The sequence below is a fragment of the Pantoea osteomyelitidis genome, assembly GCF_044342975.1.
Classification (GTDB): Bacteria; Pseudomonadota; Gammaproteobacteria; order Enterobacterales; family Enterobacteriaceae; genus Pantoea; species Pantoea osteomyelitidis.
In genome coordinates this window covers 210,577-227,123 of record NZ_JBGFSN010000001.1, presented here as the reverse complement: position 1 = coordinate 227,123, position 16,547 = coordinate 210,577, and the positions used below count along the sequence as shown (strand labels likewise).

The following is a 16,547-nucleotide window of genomic DNA, read 5'->3' as shown; positions in this document are numbered from 1 at the left end:
TCAGGCACGCGACGCCCGCGTTATTCATTAATGCTGCGCAACGATTGGGCGGGCATTTCCGCCGCCTCGGGCGCTTCATCAAGCCATGCGCTGTCGTCGTCCTGATCCGGCTTCGCCTGTTCCACCAGCTGTGGGTTAATCGAACGTTTTATCTCTACGCCCAGCGAGCGAAAGGCTTCACTCTGGGCAATCAGATTGCCGCGCCCTTCGGCGAGTTTTTTCATCGCCAGACGGTAACTTTGCTGCGCTTTATCCAGGTTATGGCCGATGCCGCTCATATCATCAACAAACAGACGCATTTTGTCATACAGCCTGGCTGCGCGGTCCGCAATGCGCTGCGCATTACGGCTCTGATGCTCATAGCGCCAGAGGTTGTTGATGGTGCGCAGCGCCACCAGCAAAGTGGTTGGGCTCACCAGCATGATGTTTTGCTGCAGCGCTTCGCTGATGATTTCGGGCTGACGATCGATCGCCAGCAGAAACGCCGGTTCAACCGGGATAAACATCAACACATAATCCAGCGAGCGTAAACCGGGTAATTGTTGATAATCTTTGCGTCCCAGTAAGCGAATATGTGCGCGCATGGCGCTGACATGCTCCTGCAACGCTTGCTCCCGCGTGACTTCATCTTCAGCATTAAAGTAGCGTTCATAGGCCACCAGCGTCATTTTGGCGTCGATCACCACATCTTTGCCCTGCGGCAAACGCACAATCACGTCGGGCTGCATACGGCCCTGCTGCTGCTCCAGCTGCACGCTGACCTGGGTTTCATACTCGTAGCCCTGACGCAGACCTGACGCCTCCAGCACCCGGCTGAGCACCACTTCGCCCCAGTTGCCCTGAATTTTGTTGTCGCCCTTCAGCGCTTTCGTCAGGTTGATCGCTTCCTGCGCCATCTGCGCATTCAGCTGCTGTAGTTGGCGGATCTCATGGGCCAGCGTATGACGCTCGCGCGCTTCCTGACCGAAGCTTTCATTGACCTGACGACGAAAGCCGTCCAGCTGATCGCGCAGCGGGCCAATCAGGCTGTTCAGGCTTTGACGGTTCTGCTCGTCGACGCGACGGCCGCTGTTTTCGAAGATACGGTTGGCGAGATTCTCAAACTGCGCGCTGAGGCGCTGTTCGCTGTTGGTTAACAGACGCTGCTTCTCCTCGGCGGCAAAGCGCGTCTCTTCAAGACGAATGGTGACTTCGCGCAGTTCCGCTTCCTGCGCGCTGTTCACTTCAAGCTGATTACGCAGCTCGCGGTTAAGCTGCTCGCACTCGCCGCGCCAGTAGTCGAGCTGCTGGAGCTTCTCCTGCGCCGCGCTGAGCGAGCCGTGCAGCTGGCGCAGCTCCTGCTCGCGTAGCTGTAGCTGCTGACGACCGTTTTCGATCTGCTGTTCCTGACGACGCTGCGCCTCCTCCATCAGCCGCCGCTCGGCAGTGAAAGCCGCCTGCTGATGACCCGTGCGCAGCTGCGCCAGAATCCAGCCGATGCCGAGTCCGGCCAGCGCCAGGCAGGCGCTGATAATGATTTGCTGATCCACGTTATCCCTCACCCCATCGCGTCGTTCAGGGAAAAGGTAGAGTCGCACTGTATGAATGTCCAGACAATTTTGCCCGTCAGAACGAAAGGTTACAACGCCTGCACTTTTAGCCGTCCGCTTTGCCATTCATCGATCAGAAAGAACGGCATCGGCAGCTTCCACTCGGCATTTTTCACCTGCGCCTTATAGTGCCAGCGCTCGTTGTCCCGGATAATTTCTATCGGCTGGGTTTCGCCCTCCGCCACGCTGGTTTTGCCCGTCATGCTGGCGAAACCAGCGTTGCTGCCGACGTGAAAGCTCTCATTTCGCCAGCGTACCGGCGCATGTGTCGGCCACGCGCGTGCGCCATGGAAGCCAAACAGCGCATCGTGATTAAGCACGCTTTCCCGTACCGTTGGCCAGAGCACCATTTTCAGGAAGGTTTGATCGGCAAAACGCTCGCTGCTGGTATAGCGGGCATGGAAATCACGCATCCACTCGCCCACCCCGCTAAACACGCCCTGACACCCTCCCCACATCCCCGCCAGCAGCAGCTCCGTATGGGAAAAGTAGTCGCGCATATGGTGGAACCAGTAAGGCGAGGCGAGCCACTCCTCTACCGCCGCGGTCTCACGCTCGGAAAGCAGCGAGTCAGCGTCACGTACAATAAAGCGCCGCACGGTGGGATCGTCCATCACCAGAAAGCGCCACAGCGTAGGGAAAATCGCTTTTTCCTGCGACATATCCACCAGCTGCGCGCCCGCCTGCCGCAGACGTTGCCAGACATGCTGCGGCACGCTCTCATCCAGCCAGACCCGGCAGGTCCAGGCGGGATAAAGCTCACGCGCCACCTCAACGTTTTTGATCAGCGTTTCGCAATAGCGCGGCTGCCCGCCATAGAGGCTGAAAGCGATAATATTCTGTTCAGGCTTGCTGGCGTCGAACGGCGGAGGCGCAGACGAGGGAAACGGATAGCGCTGACCCTGAGCGAAACGCGCATCGGCGGCCTCCAGCGCCTCCAGCCCGTAGCGCCGTACTTCATCCGTTTTTCCCAGCCAGCCGCACGCTTCGACCAGACCATCAAGCCACGTCTCCGCCGCCTGCGCGCGCTGTGGCGCAGGCGCCTGATAAATTTTTTGATACACCTTATAAGCTTTCGCCTGCTCGCCCACGCGCATCAGGCTCAGCGCATAATCGCTCAGCACCCGCATATTGTTGGGCGCGAAACGCAATACCTCTTCGCAGCACTGGCGGGCAACGGGGAAATCAGATTCAGCCATGGCCTGACGAAAACGGGCGGCGCTGGCTTCAAGGCGGGCCTGCAATTCGGCAGAAGAGGCAGCCGGAGCAGGACGACGGACAGGAATCGTTTTGCGCATTCAAATTCTCCCTTTTATTCAAATTGCGCCCCGTTCTGTTCCGCCCGTCGTCCTGTTGCGGAAATGACGACGGGCAAGGCGCGCTATAACAGGCGACGCGCAGCTTCCACAACGATCTTCACCGCATCGCTTTCGGTTTGTTTCATGGCCGCCGCATCCGGAATCTCTTTCTGCGTGCGATTAACGATCACGCCTGCCACCATACCGGCACGCAGCCCCTGGCTGGCGCACATCGTCAAAAGTGTAGCGGATTCCATCTCATAGTTGAGCACGCCCATCTGCTGCCACTCCTGCATCGATCCCTGAAAACGGCTCACCACGCGGCCTGAAAAGGTGTCGTAACGCTCCTGGCCCGGATAAAAAGTATCGGATGAGGCGGTGACGCCCACATGCAGGCTGGCGCCGCTGGCTTTCGCCGCCTCGACCAGCGCGGTGGTGCAGGTAAAATCCGCTACCGCCGGGAACTCCATCGGCGCAAAGTGCAGACTGGCGCCGTCAAGGCGTACCGCCGCGGTGGTGACCAGCACGTCGCCGACATTAATGTGCGGCTGGATCGCCCCGGTAGTGCCGACGCGCAAAAAGGTACGCACGCCGAGCTGCGCCAGCTCTTCCACGGCAATTGAAGTCGACGGCCCGCCAATGCCGGTTGAGCAGATCACCACCGGCTTGCCGTCAAGCTGCGCCAGCCAGCTGGTGAACTCACGGTGCGAAGCCAGGTGCTGCGGGTTCTCCATTAGCCCGGCAATTTTTTTTACACGCTCAGGGTCGCCCGGCACGATAGCCAGCGTTGCGCCCTGCAGATCGGCTTTGGTAAGACCCAGATGGAAAACGTCAGATTGCGCCATAACAGACTCCTGATGAAAGGGGGTTTGGGCGACACTTTACGTCACCTCACCGGATAAATGTGTGATAACAATCACTACAAAAAATGAAAGTTACATTTTTACCGTAAAATAGTGCGATATATGTCACATATCTGACTCTATTATCCGCCAATGCTACAAGCTGCAATGTGTAACCTTTCTCAGCAATGATAAAGAGAATGAGAAATGGCGATGTTCTGCCCGCTCTGCTACCCGCCGCCTGGTTATCCCCAGGCTATAGTTACGTGATTGCGCTATTGCTTGCACGGAGAGAACAATGAAAACCGAAGAAAATATGGCACAAAAATCTGCAACCGGCGGCTTCGCGTCGGCCGTGCTGCCCACCGCCTCGACCACCATCGTGACGGACAGCCCGGCGATCCAGACTGGCGAAACCTCGGTACCCAGCCAGGGGGAAAATATGCCGGCGTTCTTCGCCAAACCCAAAGAGGCTGAAGGACCGTTACCGGTGGTGCTGGTTGTGCAGGAGATTTTTGGCGTCCATGAGCACATCCGCGATATTTGTCGTCGACTGGCGCTGGAGGGTTACCTGGCCGTGGCGCCGGAACTCTATTTCCGCGAGGGCGATCCCAATGACTATGACGATATCCCTACCCTTTTTAAAGAGCTGGTGAGCAAAGTACCGGATAGCCAGGTGCTTTCCGATCTCGATCATGCGGCCAACTGGGCTGCGCGCAACGGCGGTGATATTCGTCGTCTGGGCATCACCGGTTTTTGCTGGGGCGGACGCATCAGCTGGCTTTATGCCGCGCATAATCCACAGCTGAGCGCCGCTGTCGCCTGGTATGGCCGTCTGGTGGGCGACAAGACCATGAAGCAGCAAAAGCATCCGATTGATGTGGCGGTGGATCTCACCGCGCCGGTGCTGGGTCTGTATGGCGGACAGGATGAAGGTATTCCGCTGGAGAGCGTGGAGCAGATGCGTCAGGCGCTGCGTGCCGCCAATGCCAACGCGGAAATCGTGGTTTATCCCGATGCGGGCCATGCGTTCAACGCTGACTATCGCCCCAGCTATCACGCGGAATCCGCGAAAGATGGCTGGTCGCGTATGCTGGCCTGGTTCCGGCAGTATGGCGTGGCGCCAACGGCCTGAAGATAAAAAAGGGGCGCCTGCGCGCCCCAAACTACAACACAACGTTTAGCAGACTTTATTACGCTTTTTCGCCGCGCAGGTTTTGCGCTGCTTTGACCATGTTCGCCAGCGCCTGACGCGTTTCCGTCCAGCCGCGCGTTTTCAGGCCGCAGTCCGGGTTGACCCACAGACGCGCTTCCGGGATGCGCTGCGCCGCTTTACGCAACAGCGTTTCCATCCATTCCACACCCGGCACGTTCGGCGAATGAATATCGTAAACGCCCGGACCGATTTCATTCGGATATTCGAACTCCTCAAAGGATTCCAGCAGCTCCATATCAGAACGCGAGGTTTCGATGGTGATCACATCGGCATCCAGCGCCGCAATTGAATCCATGATGTCGTTGAATTCGCAGTAACACATGTGGGTATGAATCTGCGTTTCATCCTGCGCTACCGCCGCATTCAGGCGGAACGCATCCACCGCCCAGGTGAGATAAGCCGCCCAGTCGGACTGATGCAGCGGCAGACCTTCGCGCAGCGCCGGTTCATCAATCTGAATAATGCCGATGCCCGCTTTTTCCAGATCCGCTACTTCGTCACGCAGCGCCAGCGCGATCTGTTTGGCGATGGTTTCGCGGGAGACATCTTCACGCGGGAATGACCAACAGAGAATCGTCACCGGGCCGGTCAACATGCCTTTCACCGGCTTGCTGGTCAGCGACTGCGCATACTTCGCCCACTCAACGGTAATCGACTCAGGGCGACTGACGTCGCCGATAATCACCGGCGGCTTCACACAGCGCGAACCGTAGCTCTGCACCCAACCGTTCTGGGTAAAGACGAAACCATCCAGATGCTCGCCGAAATATTCCACCATATCGTTACGCTCGGCTTCGCCATGTACCAGCACGTCCAGACCAAGACGTTCCTGCTCAAGGATCGCCTGCTTGATATGTTCAGCGATACCGGTGCGGTAGTGATGTCTGTCGAGACGCCCCTGCTTGAAGCCGAGGCGCAGGCCGCGGATTTCCGTGGTTTGCGGGAAGGAACCGATAGTAGTGGTCGGCCAGGCGGGCAGGTTAAAACGCTGGCGCTGAGCCTCGGCACGCTGTGCGTAAGGGCTTTGACGCTGGCTGTCCTGCGCGGCGATCGCCGCCAGACGTTCACCCACCGCCGCGTTATGCACGCGGGCAGAGTGCGCACGGGCACGCACCGGGGCGCTCCAGGCTTCCAGCGCGGCGGGATCGTTAGTGTTCAGCGCCTTGCTGAGTAGCGCCAGCTCGGCGCATTTCTGCAGGGCGAAAGCGAACCAGCTTTTCACTTCTTCATCGAGTCGGGTTTCCACGCTCAGGTCGATCGGGCTGTGCAGCAGCGAGCAGGAGGTGCCAATCCATACCCGGTCACGCTGCCCAACCAGCGGCTGCAAACGCGCAAACCAGCGGCTCAGGTCGGCCCGCCAGACGTTACGGCCATTGATCACGCCGAGAGAGAGCAACCAGTCCGCAGGAATCTGTTGATTCAACTGCGCAATGTCGTCGCGACCATGCACCAGATCCAGATGTAGCCCCTGAACCGGCAGCGTACGAATCACGTCAATATTCTGACCAATGCTGTCAAAATAGGTGGTCAGCAGCAGGCGGGTTGTGCCCTGTAAGGCGTCATAGGCAGGCTGAAACGCCTCGCGCCAGGCCTGTGGCAGCTCCAGCGCCAGCGCCGGTTCGTCAATCTGCACCCACTCGATATCGCGTTTCGCCAGCTCGGCCAGTACCTGCTGATAAACCGGCAGAATATCGTTCAGCAGAGAGAGACGATCAAACTGCTCGCCTTTCACTTTGCCCAGCCACAGATAAGTTACCGGACCCAGCAGCACAGGCTTCACTTTATGGCCCAGCGCCAGCGCCTCATCCACCTCTTCCAGCAGCTGTGTCCAGGTCAGTTTGAACTGCTGCCCTTTGGTAAATTCCGGCACCATGTAGTGATAATTGGTGTTAAACCATTTAGTCATTTCTGCTGCTGCGGCCGGTTCTCCGCTCGGCGCACGACCACGTCCCAGACGGAACAGGGTATCAAGATCCACCGAACCATCTTTATTCTGATGGCGCGCCGGTACGTTGCCCAGCAGCAGGCTGGTGGTGAGAACATGATCGTACCAGGCGAAATCGCCCACCGGCAGCAGATCCACGCCCGCCTCTTTCTGTTGTTGCCAGTGGCGCGCGCGCAATTCACGACCCACCGCCAGTAATTCTTGCTGCGTGCTGTTGCCCGCCCAGTAACTCTCCTGCGCTTTTTTAAGTTCGCGATGCAGGCCGACACGGGGGAAGCCGAGCGTATGGTTCAGTATGGTCATCAGATGTTCTCCAGATATTTTTGATGCTTTGGCGTCGCTGGCGCGGTTAAAACCTGAGGTGAAAGCGCGCCCGCCAAAGATGTTTAGCCGTCCAGATGTTTACACTGCTATCATCTGCGGGTAGTGTATGTTCCTCAAGCGCAAATTGTTCAATCTCGATGTGAAGGACTCTCATGATCGAACTCAAACACCTGCGGACGCTGCAGGCACTCAGGAATACCGGCTCGCTGGCGGCGGCCGCTGCTCAGCTCCATCAAACGCAATCGGCGTTATCGCATCAGTTCAGCGATCTGGAGCAGCGTCTCGGTTTTCGTCTGTTCGTGCGCAAAAGCCAGCCGCTGCGTTTTACGCCGCAGGGAGAGATTTTGTTGCAGCTGGCGGAACAGGTGTTGCCGCAGATTCAGCAGGCGCTACAGGCGTGCCATGAACCGCATCAGACCGCTCTGCGCATCGCTATTGAGTGCCACAGCTGTATTCAGTGGCTGACGCCCGCGCTGGATAATTTCCGCCAGAGCTGGCCGCAGGTGGTGATGGATTTCAAATCGGGCGTCACCTTCGATCCGCAACCGGCGCTCCAGCAGGGCGAGCTGGACGTGGTGCTAACCTCAGATATCCTGCCGCGCAGCGGGCTGCACTATTCGCCGATGTTTGATTTTGAAGTGCGTCTGGTGCTGGCGCCGGACCATCCGCTGGCGCAGAAAGCGCATATTACGCCGGAGGATCTGGCGAGCGAGGTGTTGATGATCTATCCGGTGCAGCGCCAGCGCCTCGATATCTGGCGTCATTTTCTGCAACCCGCAGGCGTCAGTCCGGCGTTGAAAAGCGTGGATAACACCCTGCTGCTGATTCAGATGGTGGCGGCGCGCATGGGGATTGCCGCCCTGCCGCACTGGGTGGTGGAGAGTTTTGAGCATCAAAAGCTGGTGGTCACCAAAACCCTGGGGGATGGGCTGTGGAGTCGGCTTTATGCGGCGGTGCGCGATGGCGAACAGCGGCAGCCAGTGCTGGAAGCCTTTATGCGTTTTGCGCGTCAGCACGCCTGTGAGCATCTTCCTTTTGTACGGGATGCTTCACGTCCCGGCTCGCTGCTGCCCTCCTCGCCCTGATTCCGTCGGGCGGACAAAATGCCGCCTGTTATCCTCCGGTTCCCTGGCCTATAATGCGCAGCCTCTGTTAATGACCCAAAGAAGAACTCACCATGACCAATAACGATATTCTGCGCAGCGTGCGCTATATGCTCAATCTCAGCGATGCGAAAATGGTGTCGATCTTTGCGCTGGCAGAGAGCGAAGTGCCGCTGGCCGACGTCCAGGCGTGGTTGAAGAAAGAGGACGACGCCGCGTATCGTCCCTGTCCGGATGTGCTGATGGGCTATTTTCTTAATGGTCTGATTTTTTACCGTCGCGGCAAAAGCGACGATGCGCCTGCGCCTTCGATCGAGCGCAAGATGAACAACAACATCTTTATGAAAAAGCTGCGTATCGCCTTTGAGCTGAAAACCACCGACATCCCGGAAATACTGAAAAAAGCGAACTTTATTGTTTCTCAGGCGGAAATTGGCGCGATTTTCCGCAAGCCGGATCACCATAATTACCGCGAGTGCGGCGATCAGATCCTGCGCAATTTCCTGAAAGGGCTGACGCTGATCCATCGCCCACCGGCCAACAAACCCGCGTAAAAACAGAAAAGGCATCGGGATACGATGCCTTTGCGCCTATTATTTGGCGGAGTGTCCGACAATCCAGCGCTTATGTACCCACAGCGAGGCGCAGATCACCGCCGCGCCCAGGATAAAGCTGGTCCAGTGCGGCTGCTGCTGCCAGATCGCCAGATTAACCAGCAAACCAGCGGGCACATGCATATTGTTCATGATGCCCAGGGTGCCGGCATCCACCTGCGTCGCGCCGTAGTTCCACATAAAGTAGCCCAGCCCGGACGCCGCCACGCCCAGCCAGACCAGAATGCCCCATTGCAATCCCGTGGTCGGCAGCTTTTGCGGATTGCCCCAAAGCGTCCAGGCGATAATCGCAATCAATACCGCACCGAGGTAAAACCACGAAAAAGCCGTATGCTGCGGCATCGGCCGCGTCTCCTGCAACCGCTTATAGCCCACCATCCCCACCGCAAAACAGATATTCGCCAGCTGCACCAGCAGCAGGCCGAACCAGAAATGTTCGCTCACTTTGTCGTAGCGAATAATCGCCGCGCCAGCCACTGCCAGCAGCGCGCTGAAGGCGTAGCCGATGCGCAGCGGACGCTTGCTGATCAAATCATAAATCAGCGTAACGTAGAGCGGCGTCATCACGGTAAACAGCAGAAACTCTGACACGCTGAGGTAGAGATAGGCTTCAAAGCCGAGCAGATACATGATGCCTAACTGCAACATTCCCACCAGCATATAAAGCAGCAATGTTGAAGCGCGATAGCCGCGCCAGCGTAGAAACGGCAGGAAAACCAGCGCCGCCAGTGCCAGACGCATCAGCACCGAAAACCAGCTGTCGACCTGCCCAGCCAGATATTCGCCGATCAGGCTAAAGGAAAACGCCCACAGAATGGTGGTAACAATCAGTAATGCCACGATAACAGTCCCGAAAAACAGTGAACCGCTAGTGTAAACAAAGCCGTGCGCGAAGGGCGAAATATCTGGTTTACATCTGAGCAATATACAAGCAGACAATCCCATGCGCGAATAGAGCCACGTTTTGACCTGATCCGCGCGTGAGTGTCACAAAAGTGTAATAATTTTGTCATATATCACAGTAACGCAACGTGACTACCCCTATCCTGTGCGCGAAATGGAACATTAGCGGCAAATTTCTCTTTATCTGTTAACAACAGTGAATCTTGTCGAAAAAATAATACTGCGCCCCGGAGGCCAGACACATGCTAAGTATTTTTAAACCTGAGCGTCACCAGCCGCGCGTGGCGACCGATCGCGTCGATCCGCTTTATCGCCGTCTGCGCTGGCAAATTTTTATCGGCATCTTTTTTGGCTACGCCGCCTACTATCTGGTGCGGAAAAACTTTGCGCTCGCCATGCCATATCTGGTTGAGCAAGGCTTCTCGCGCGGCGATCTCGGCTTTGCGCTTTCCGGTATCTCTATCGCCTACGGCTTTTCGAAGTTCATTATGGGTTCGGTCTCGGATCGCTCGAACCCGCGCGTGTTCCTGCCCGCCGGGCTGATACTCGCCGCTGCGGTAATGCTGTTTATGGGATTTGTTCCCTGGGCTACCTCCAGCATAATGGTGATGTTTGGGCTGCTGTTTCTCTGCGGCTGGTTTCAGGGTATGGGCTGGCCGCCTTGCGGCCGCACCATGGTGCACTGGTGGTCACAAAAAGAGCGCGGCGGCATCGTCTCGGTGTGGAATTGCGCCCATAACGTTGGCGGCGGCCTGCCTCCGCTACTGTTCCTGCTCGGCATGGCGTGGTTTAACGACTGGAAAGCCGCGCTCTATATGCCCGCCTTCGGCGCCATTCTGGTCGCGATCGTGGCTTTTGCGCTGATGCGCGACACGCCGCAGTCGTGCGGACTGCCGCCGATTGAGGAGTATAAAAACGATTATCCGCCGGACTATAACGCGCAGCATGAAGAGGAGCTGACGGCGAAACAAATTTTCATGCAGTACGTGCTGCCGAACAAGCTGCTGTGGTATATCGCGCTGGCTAACGTCTTTGTTTACCTGCTGCGTTACGGCATTCTCGACTGGTCGCCTACCTATCTGAAAGAGGTAAAGCATTTCACGCTGGATAAATCGTCGTGGGCCTACTTTTTCTATGAATATGCCGGTATTCCCGGCACCCTGCTCTGCGGCTGGATGTCCGATAAGGTTTTCCGGGGCAATCGCGGCGCGACCGGCGTCTTCTTTATGACGCTGGTGACCATCGCGACAATCGTCTACTGGTTGAATCCGGCGGGTAATCCGGGCGTGGATATGGCCTGCATGATTGTTATCGGCTTTTTGATCTACGGGCCGGTGATGCTGATTGGCCTGCACGCGCTGGAGCTGGCGCCGAAAAAAGCAGCGGGCACTGCGGCGGGCTTTACCGGACTGTTTGGCTACCTTGGCGGCTCGGTCGCGGCCAGCGCCATTGTCGGCTACACGGTAGATTATTTCGGCTGGGACGGCGGTTTTCTGGTGATGATTGTCGGCTGCGTACTGGCGGTGATTCTGCTGCTGCTGACGATGATCAACGAACATCGGCATAAGCAGCGGCTGTAATAAACAATAAGGCCGGGTAAACCGGCCTTTTTACTTACGCCAGAAACATTCTGCGCAGTGTGTGCGGCACCGCATCATCACGGTTGCTGCCGATCACTTCCAGCTCCGGCAGCAGGTCCTTCAAACGATAGTGCGCATTGTCCATGATGCAGCCTTTGCCCGCCATGGTGAGCATCTCTTTGTCATTCATCCCGTCGCCAAAGGCGATGCACGCCTCCAGCGAGGTATGCAGCCGCTTCGCCACTGCTTCCAGCGCATGACCTTTGGAGACGCCGCCCGCCATCACTTCCAGACAGGTGGGCAAAGAAAAGCTGACGTTGACGCGATCGCCCCAGCGCGCGGCAATCGCCTGCTCCATCGGGATCAGCTGCTCCGGCTCGTCGCTGGTGAAAAACACCTTGCTGATGCCATCGGTCGGAAGAATGCCCGGCTCAAACACCTGATAGTTAAACACCGACTCACGGAAATAATCCTGTTCCGCCGGGCGGTGACGGCTGATAAACCATTCGTCATCGCGGTAGACGTGGGTCAGAATCTGCGGGTCGCTGTATTTCAGCCTGTAGAGATCGTGCGCAATATCTTCATCAAGGTTATGGCTGAAAATTAGCTCGCCGTCGGCATTGTGCACGCGCGCGCCGTTGGCGGTAATCATATAGGCGGGAATGCCAAGCTTATCGCGCATCTGCCCGACGTCGATATGGTGACGTCCGGTGGCGAACACGAAGTGAATATCCTGCGCCACCAGCTGTTGCAGCGTTTCATGGGCAAAGGGTGTCAGGGTATGTTCAGGTGAAAGCAGCGTGCCATCCAGGTCGGATGCAACGATGTGGTACATGTAAACCTCTGGTATCGATGTCAGTTGGCCGAAGCCGGTAGAGTAATGACGCATCAGCCGTGGCGGTCAAAAAAATCGACCACGGCATTCAGCGCTTCGGCACGCATCCTGTCTTCTTCGAACAAGATCTCATGACGCGCGCCCTGAATAATACGCGGCTTACCGCCGTCGCAAGGATGACCTGCCGACGCCATCGTCGCGCAAAAGAGATCCTGTGAGCGGTTATCCACCACGCGGTCGTCGCTGGCCTGCAGCATCAGCATCGGCGTGGTAATGGTTGCCGCCTTGCTGATAATGTTACGCCCGGCGTGGATCCCTTCACGCACCCAGTGATAAGTCGGGCCGCCGACGCGAATCGCCGGATCGTCGGCGTAGAATCTCAGGCTGCGCCGGTAGCGTTCGTGGCTGTGGGTCAGCCGGTTAATACCGAACGGATGGGGACGCCAGCGTCCGGTGCCCAGCGCATAACCCTCGCGCAACGCGGGCCGCTTTTCAGCCCAGTCGAGAATGCGATGCGCCATCCAGTCCGGCAGCGGCAGCGCGATGCCAAACATCGGCGCTGCCAGCGCGACCGCATGAAACGCCTGCGGCTGGCGCGCCAGGAACAGCGTCAGAATCGCGCCGCCCATTGAGTGCGCCAGTGCGAAACGCTGCTGATAATGGCCGCCGACGATCTCTTTCAGGTAGAGCGTTTCCAGATCTTCCACGTAATGGGTGAAATCTACCACGTGCCCGCGATGCGAATCATCCAGCAGACGATCGGAACGACCCTGCCCGCGATGATCGATGATGATCACATCAAAACCGCAGTGAAACAGATCGTACGCCAGCTCCGGATATTTAACGTAGCTTTCAATGCGCCCCGGCACCAGCAGAATGACACGCTTATGTTGCGGGGACGTGAAGCGTACATAGCGAATCGTCAGGTTTTCTACGCCAGTGAATGCGCGCTCTTCCCGGCTGTGCCAGAAATCGAGCAGCGGTCCGGTCGCGAAAGCGGCAAATGCCTTTTCGCGCGTGAGCCAACCTTCTCTGTGTTGATTCATCCGCCCTCCTGCCGCAAAAATTACCTGCCCGGTACCCCTGTGGGTCGTAGCGTCACGCTTATTTCTGGCGTATTGTGTCACACTTCTGCCCATACAGGGAGCGTAACCCATGACCATCGAATGGTGGCTGACCTATCTTCTCACCACCTCAATTCTCAGCCTTTCGCCAGGTTCTGGTGCCATTAATACCATGAGTACCGGCATCAGCCACGGCTATCGTGGGGCTACAGCTTCGATTGCCGGTTTGCAGCTTGGACTGGCGCTGCATATCGTGCTGGTCGGCATTGGTCTCGGCGCGCTGTTTTCGCAGTCGCTGCTCGCCTTCGAAATTTTGAAGTGGGCCGGTGCGGCCTATTTAGTCTGGCTGGGCATTCAGCAGTGGCGTTCGGCTGGCGCGATCGATCTGCACGCCGTTGCCAAAGCGATGCCGCGCCGCCGCCTGTTCAAACGCGCAGTGCTGGTCAACCTGACCAATCCCAAGAGCATTGTGTTTCTTGCCGCCCTGTTCCCGCAGTTCATACTGCCGCATCAACCGCAGGCGATGCAGTATCTGGTGCTTGGCGTGACTACCGTGGTGGTCGATATTATTGTGATGATTGGCTATGCCGCGTTAGCGACACGCATCGCCGCCTGGATTAAAGGGCCGAAACAGATGAAGCGGCTCAACCGTACCTTTGGCGGGCTGTTTATGGCAGTCGGCGCGCTGCTTGTCAGCGCGCGAAAAATGGCTTGATGCTTTTTTAATTTTTTTTAAAACACTGCACGGTGCAAGGTCGTCACCTTGAGATAATCAGATGAATGCCAAAACCGGTGAAGAGTACCCCGGCCATGCCATCTATCCATTTCGCCAGGCGCTGATATTTTGCCCGCATCCACGGCAGCGCGAAGACCGCCGCCACCAGCGAAAACCAGGCGCAGGTTTCGCCGATAATCAGCAAAAACAGACCCCAGCGCTCCGTCGTGCCCACGTCATCGCCGACAAAAAGCGAAAAGACGCTGCCGAAATAGATTACCGCTTTCGGGTTTGAGAGGTTGGTCAGAAAGCCTTTCAGGAAGCTCATGCCGCGTTTCGGCAACTCAACCTGGCGCACTTCGGTTGGCGGATGTTTATGCTGCTGACGCGCCGAGCGCAGCAGCTGCCAGCCCATCCACAACAGATAAAGCCCGCCGCTGACCATAATAATCTGATGCAGCCAGGCCATTTTTTGCAGGATCAGATGCAGGCCCATCAGCGCCACACCAGCCCAGATCACGATGCCCAGCGTAATGCCAAACACGCCCATCATCGCCTCTTTGCGCGAACGGCTGGCAGCGGTCTGCGAAACAAAAAAGAAATCGGGCCCCGGACTCATCAAGGCAACCAGATGCACCATCGCCACCGTTAAAAATAACATCAGCATAATTCCAGTCCTTTACTCTTCATCAACATGCTCTTTTATCATCAACAGAAACGGCTTGCCGAACCGCTCCAGCTTACGATGGCCGACGCCGTTCACGCTCAGCATCTCCGAGGCGCTCACCGGCATCTGCTCCGCCATTTCAATCAGCGTGGCATCGTTAAACACTACGTAAGGCGGAATATTTTCTTCATCGGCGATCGCTTTACGCAACTTACGCAGCTTGGCGAACAGCTTGCGATCGTAGTTGCCGCCGTAGAATTTCGGCGCGCTGCTGCCTTTGATTTTTGCCGTGATCAGGCGCGGCACCGCCAGCATCAGCGGCACTTCGCCGCGCAGTACCGGGCGCGCCGCCTCGGTGAGCTGCAACGCCGAGTGCATCGCGATATTTTGCGTCACAAAACCGAGGTGGATAAGCTGGCGCAACACGCTCACCCAATGCTCATGGCTCTGATCGCGACCGATGCCGTAGACAGGCAGTTTATCGTGACCCAGCTCGCGAATGCGCTGGTTATTGGCGCCGCGCAGCACCTCGACGATATAGCCCATACCAAAACGCTGGCCGACGCGATAAATGCCCGACAGCGCCTTCTGCGCTTCCACCAGGCCATCGTAACGCTTGGGCGGATCGAGGCAGATATCGCAGTTGCCGCACGGCTGCTGGCGTCCCTCGCCAAAGTAATTCAACAGCACCAGACGACGACAGGTTTGCGCCTCGGCGAAGGCGCCCATGGCGTTAAGCTTATGACGTTCGATATCCTGCAAGGGTCCCGGCGCCTTCTCTTCCAGACAGCGGCGCAGCCAGGCCATATCCGCCGGGTCGTACAGCAGCATCGCTTCCGCCGGCAGGCCATCACGGCCCGCGCGGCCCGTCTCCTGATAATAGGATTCGATGTTGCGCGGGATGTCGAAGTGCACCACAAAGCGTACGTTCGGCTTGTTGATGCCCATGCCAAACGCCACTGTCGCCACCACAATTTGTAAATCGTCGCGCTGGAAGGCTTCCTGCACATGGGCGCGCTGCTCGCTGTCGATACCGGCATGGTAAGCGCCAACGCTCAGCCCGCGGCTCTGCAAACGCGCAGCGGTGTCTTCCACCTTTGCCCGGCTGTTGCAGTAGATAATGCCGCTTTTACCGCGCTGATCCTGGACGTAACGCAGCAGCTGATCGGTGGGCTTAAATTTCTCCACCAAGGTGTAGCGAATATTGGGACGATCAAAGCTGCTGAGCTGAATCAGCGGATCGTGCAGCTGTAGCAGATGCACGATGTCGTTACGGGTGGTTTCATCTGCCGTGGCGGTCAGCGCCATCACCGGCAGATCGGGGAAGCGCTGGCGCAAGCGGCCCAGCGCGCCATATTCCGGACGGAAATCGTGGCCCCATTGCGAAATACAGTGCGCTTCATCGACCGCCAGCATCACCGGCTGCCAGTGCGCCAGTGTCTCGAGGAAGTTATCCATCATCAGGCGTTCAGGCGCGATATAGAGCAGCTTCACGCGCCCGGTGCGGCAGTCGGCCATCACCGTCTGCTGCTGCTCGCGCGTTTGCGTCGAGTTCAGGCAGGCCGCCGCCACACCGTTAGCCAGCAGCTGATCCACCTGGTCTTTCATCAGCGAGATCAGCGGTGAAACCACCAGCGTCAATCCGTCACGCACCAGCGCCGGGATCTGATAACAGAGTGATTTACCACCGCCGGTCGGCATCACGACCAGACAGTCTCGCCCCGCCAGCGCCGCTTCGATGATGGTTTGCTGGCCAGGACGAAACTGCTGGTAGCCGAAGGTATCCTGCAATACCTGCTGCGCCAGCGCTTCCTGATTGATGACTGCCGATGTTGCCACTGTAATCCTGTCT

Annotated in this window: 14 protein-coding genes; 5 read left to right on the top strand and 9 right to left on the bottom strand. The window is 57.6% G+C overall.

The features are described 5' to 3' along the window. Positions 1–20 precede the first annotated feature (20 nt). The 3 genes from rmuC to udp form a co-directional block, all read right to left on the bottom strand. Positions 21–1,529 (bottom strand): DNA recombination protein RmuC, encoded by a 1,509-nt coding sequence (rmuC, locus tag ABU178_RS01025; protein WP_397211102.1) that lies wholly within the window; start codon positions 1,527–1,529, stop codon positions 21–23. Between the two features lie 89 nt (positions 1,530–1,618). After that, complete coding sequence (locus ABU178_RS01020; RefSeq protein ID WP_397211100.1) at positions 1,619–2,887, bottom strand: tetratricopeptide repeat protein; 1,269 nt, start codon at positions 2,885–2,887, stop codon at positions 1,619–1,621. 83 nt (positions 2,888–2,970) lie between these two features. Then, a complete protein-coding gene (gene udp, locus ABU178_RS01015) occupies positions 2,971–3,732 on the bottom strand; it encodes a uridine phosphorylase (protein ID WP_397211098.1) in 762 nt (253 codons plus the stop codon). A 295-nt stretch (positions 3,733–4,027) separates the two neighbouring features. Between udp and ABU178_RS01010 the strand changes: the two genes are divergently transcribed. Then, positions 4,028–4,864 carry a dienelactone hydrolase family protein gene (locus ABU178_RS01010; protein ID WP_397211096.1) on the top strand — a complete coding sequence of 279 codons (837 nt, stop codon included), beginning with the start codon at positions 4,028–4,030 and terminating at the stop codon, positions 4,862–4,864. Positions 4,865–4,922: 58 nt separating this feature from the next. Here the strand turns inward: ABU178_RS01010 and metE are convergent, their stop codons facing one another. After that, entirely contained in the window at positions 4,923–7,193 is a 2,271-nt protein-coding gene (gene metE / locus ABU178_RS01005; RefSeq protein ID WP_397211094.1) for a 5-methyltetrahydropteroyltriglutamate--homocysteine S-methyltransferase, read from the bottom strand. A gap of 173 nt (positions 7,194–7,366) precedes the next feature. Here metE and metR point away from each other — a divergent pair, with 173 nt between their 5' ends. Beyond that, positions 7,367–8,299, top strand: a complete 933-nt coding sequence (gene metR / locus ABU178_RS01000; RefSeq protein ID WP_397211092.1) for an HTH-type transcriptional regulator MetR — start codon at positions 7,367–7,369, stop codon at positions 8,297–8,299. 92 nt (positions 8,300–8,391) lie between these two features. Further along, a complete protein-coding gene (locus tag ABU178_RS00995; protein WP_397211090.1) occupies positions 8,392–8,871 on the top strand; it encodes a DUF1456 family protein in 480 nt (159 codons plus the stop codon). A gap of 39 nt (positions 8,872–8,910) precedes the next feature. Here ABU178_RS00995 and ABU178_RS00990 read toward each other — a convergent pair whose 3' ends face one another. Then, complete coding sequence (locus ABU178_RS00990) at positions 8,911–9,771, bottom strand: carboxylate/amino acid/amine transporter (protein WP_397211088.1); 861 nt, start codon at positions 9,769–9,771, stop codon at positions 8,911–8,913. Positions 9,772–10,076: 305 nt separating this feature from the next. Here ABU178_RS00990 and glpT point away from each other — a divergent pair, with 305 nt between their 5' ends. Continuing rightward, positions 10,077–11,414: a glycerol-3-phosphate transporter gene (glpT, locus tag ABU178_RS00985; protein ID WP_397211086.1), complete on the top strand. Its 1,338-nt coding sequence runs from the start codon at positions 10,077–10,079 to the stop codon at positions 11,412–11,414. Between the two features lie 34 nt (positions 11,415–11,448). On the opposite strand, the gene yigL is transcribed toward glpT, so the two are convergent. Together yigL and pldB are read right to left on the bottom strand one after the other, a co-directional pair. Further along, positions 11,449–12,249, bottom strand: coding sequence for a sugar/pyridoxal phosphate phosphatase YigL (gene yigL / locus ABU178_RS00980; RefSeq protein WP_397211084.1), 801 nt, complete (start codon positions 12,247–12,249; stop codon positions 11,449–11,451). Between the two features lie 53 nt (positions 12,250–12,302). Further along, entirely contained in the window at positions 12,303–13,295 is a 993-nt protein-coding gene (gene pldB, locus ABU178_RS00975; RefSeq protein ID WP_397211082.1) for a lysophospholipase L2, read from the bottom strand. Positions 13,296–13,404: 109 nt separating this feature from the next. Here pldB and rhtB point away from each other — a divergent pair, with 109 nt between their 5' ends. Next, positions 13,405–14,028: a homoserine/homoserine lactone efflux protein gene (rhtB, locus tag ABU178_RS00970; protein ID WP_397211080.1), complete on the top strand. Its 624-nt coding sequence runs from the start codon at positions 13,405–13,407 to the stop codon at positions 14,026–14,028. A 43-nt stretch (positions 14,029–14,071) separates the two neighbouring features. Here rhtB and rhtC read toward each other — a convergent pair whose 3' ends face one another. Both rhtC and recQ read right to left on the bottom strand, forming a co-directional pair. Further along, positions 14,072–14,695: a threonine export protein RhtC gene (gene rhtC, locus ABU178_RS00965; protein ID WP_397211078.1), complete on the bottom strand. Its 624-nt coding sequence runs from the start codon at positions 14,693–14,695 to the stop codon at positions 14,072–14,074. Positions 14,696–14,707: 12 nt separating this feature from the next. After that, entirely contained in the window at positions 14,708–16,534 is a 1,827-nt protein-coding gene (gene recQ / locus ABU178_RS00960; protein ID WP_397211076.1) for an ATP-dependent DNA helicase RecQ, read from the bottom strand. Positions 16,535–16,547: the final 13 nt, after the last annotated feature.

Bases quoted from the DNA above. Each gene is read 5' to 3' on its own strand.
- ABU178_RS01020 (WP_397211100.1), bottom strand. From the start codon at position 2,887: ATGCGCAAAACGATTCCTGTCCGTCGTCCTGCTCCGGCTGCCTCTTCT.
- udp (WP_397211098.1), bottom strand. From the start codon at position 3,732: ATGGCGCAATCTGACGTTTTCCATCTGGGTCTTACCAAAGCCGATCTG.
- ABU178_RS01010 (WP_397211096.1), top strand. From the start codon at position 4,028: ATGAAAACCGAAGAAAATATGGCACAAAAATCTGCAACCGGCGGCTTC.
- metE (WP_397211094.1), bottom strand. From the start codon at position 7,193: ATGACCATACTGAACCATACGCTCGGCTTCCCCCGTGTCGGCCTGCAT.
- metR (WP_397211092.1), top strand. From the start codon at position 7,367: ATGATCGAACTCAAACACCTGCGGACGCTGCAGGCACTCAGGAATACC.
- ABU178_RS00995 (WP_397211090.1), top strand. From the start codon at position 8,392: ATGACCAATAACGATATTCTGCGCAGCGTGCGCTATATGCTCAATCTC.
- glpT (WP_397211086.1), top strand. From the start codon at position 10,077: ATGCTAAGTATTTTTAAACCTGAGCGTCACCAGCCGCGCGTGGCGACC.
- yigL (WP_397211084.1), bottom strand. From the start codon at position 12,249: ATGTACCACATCGTTGCATCCGACCTGGATGGCACGCTGCTTTCACCT.
- pldB (WP_397211082.1), bottom strand. From the start codon at position 13,295: ATGAATCAACACAGAGAAGGTTGGCTCACGCGCGAAAAGGCATTTGCC.
- rhtB (WP_397211080.1), top strand. From the start codon at position 13,405: ATGACCATCGAATGGTGGCTGACCTATCTTCTCACCACCTCAATTCTC.
- rhtC (WP_397211078.1), bottom strand. From the start codon at position 14,695: ATGCTGATGTTATTTTTAACGGTGGCGATGGTGCATCTGGTTGCCTTG.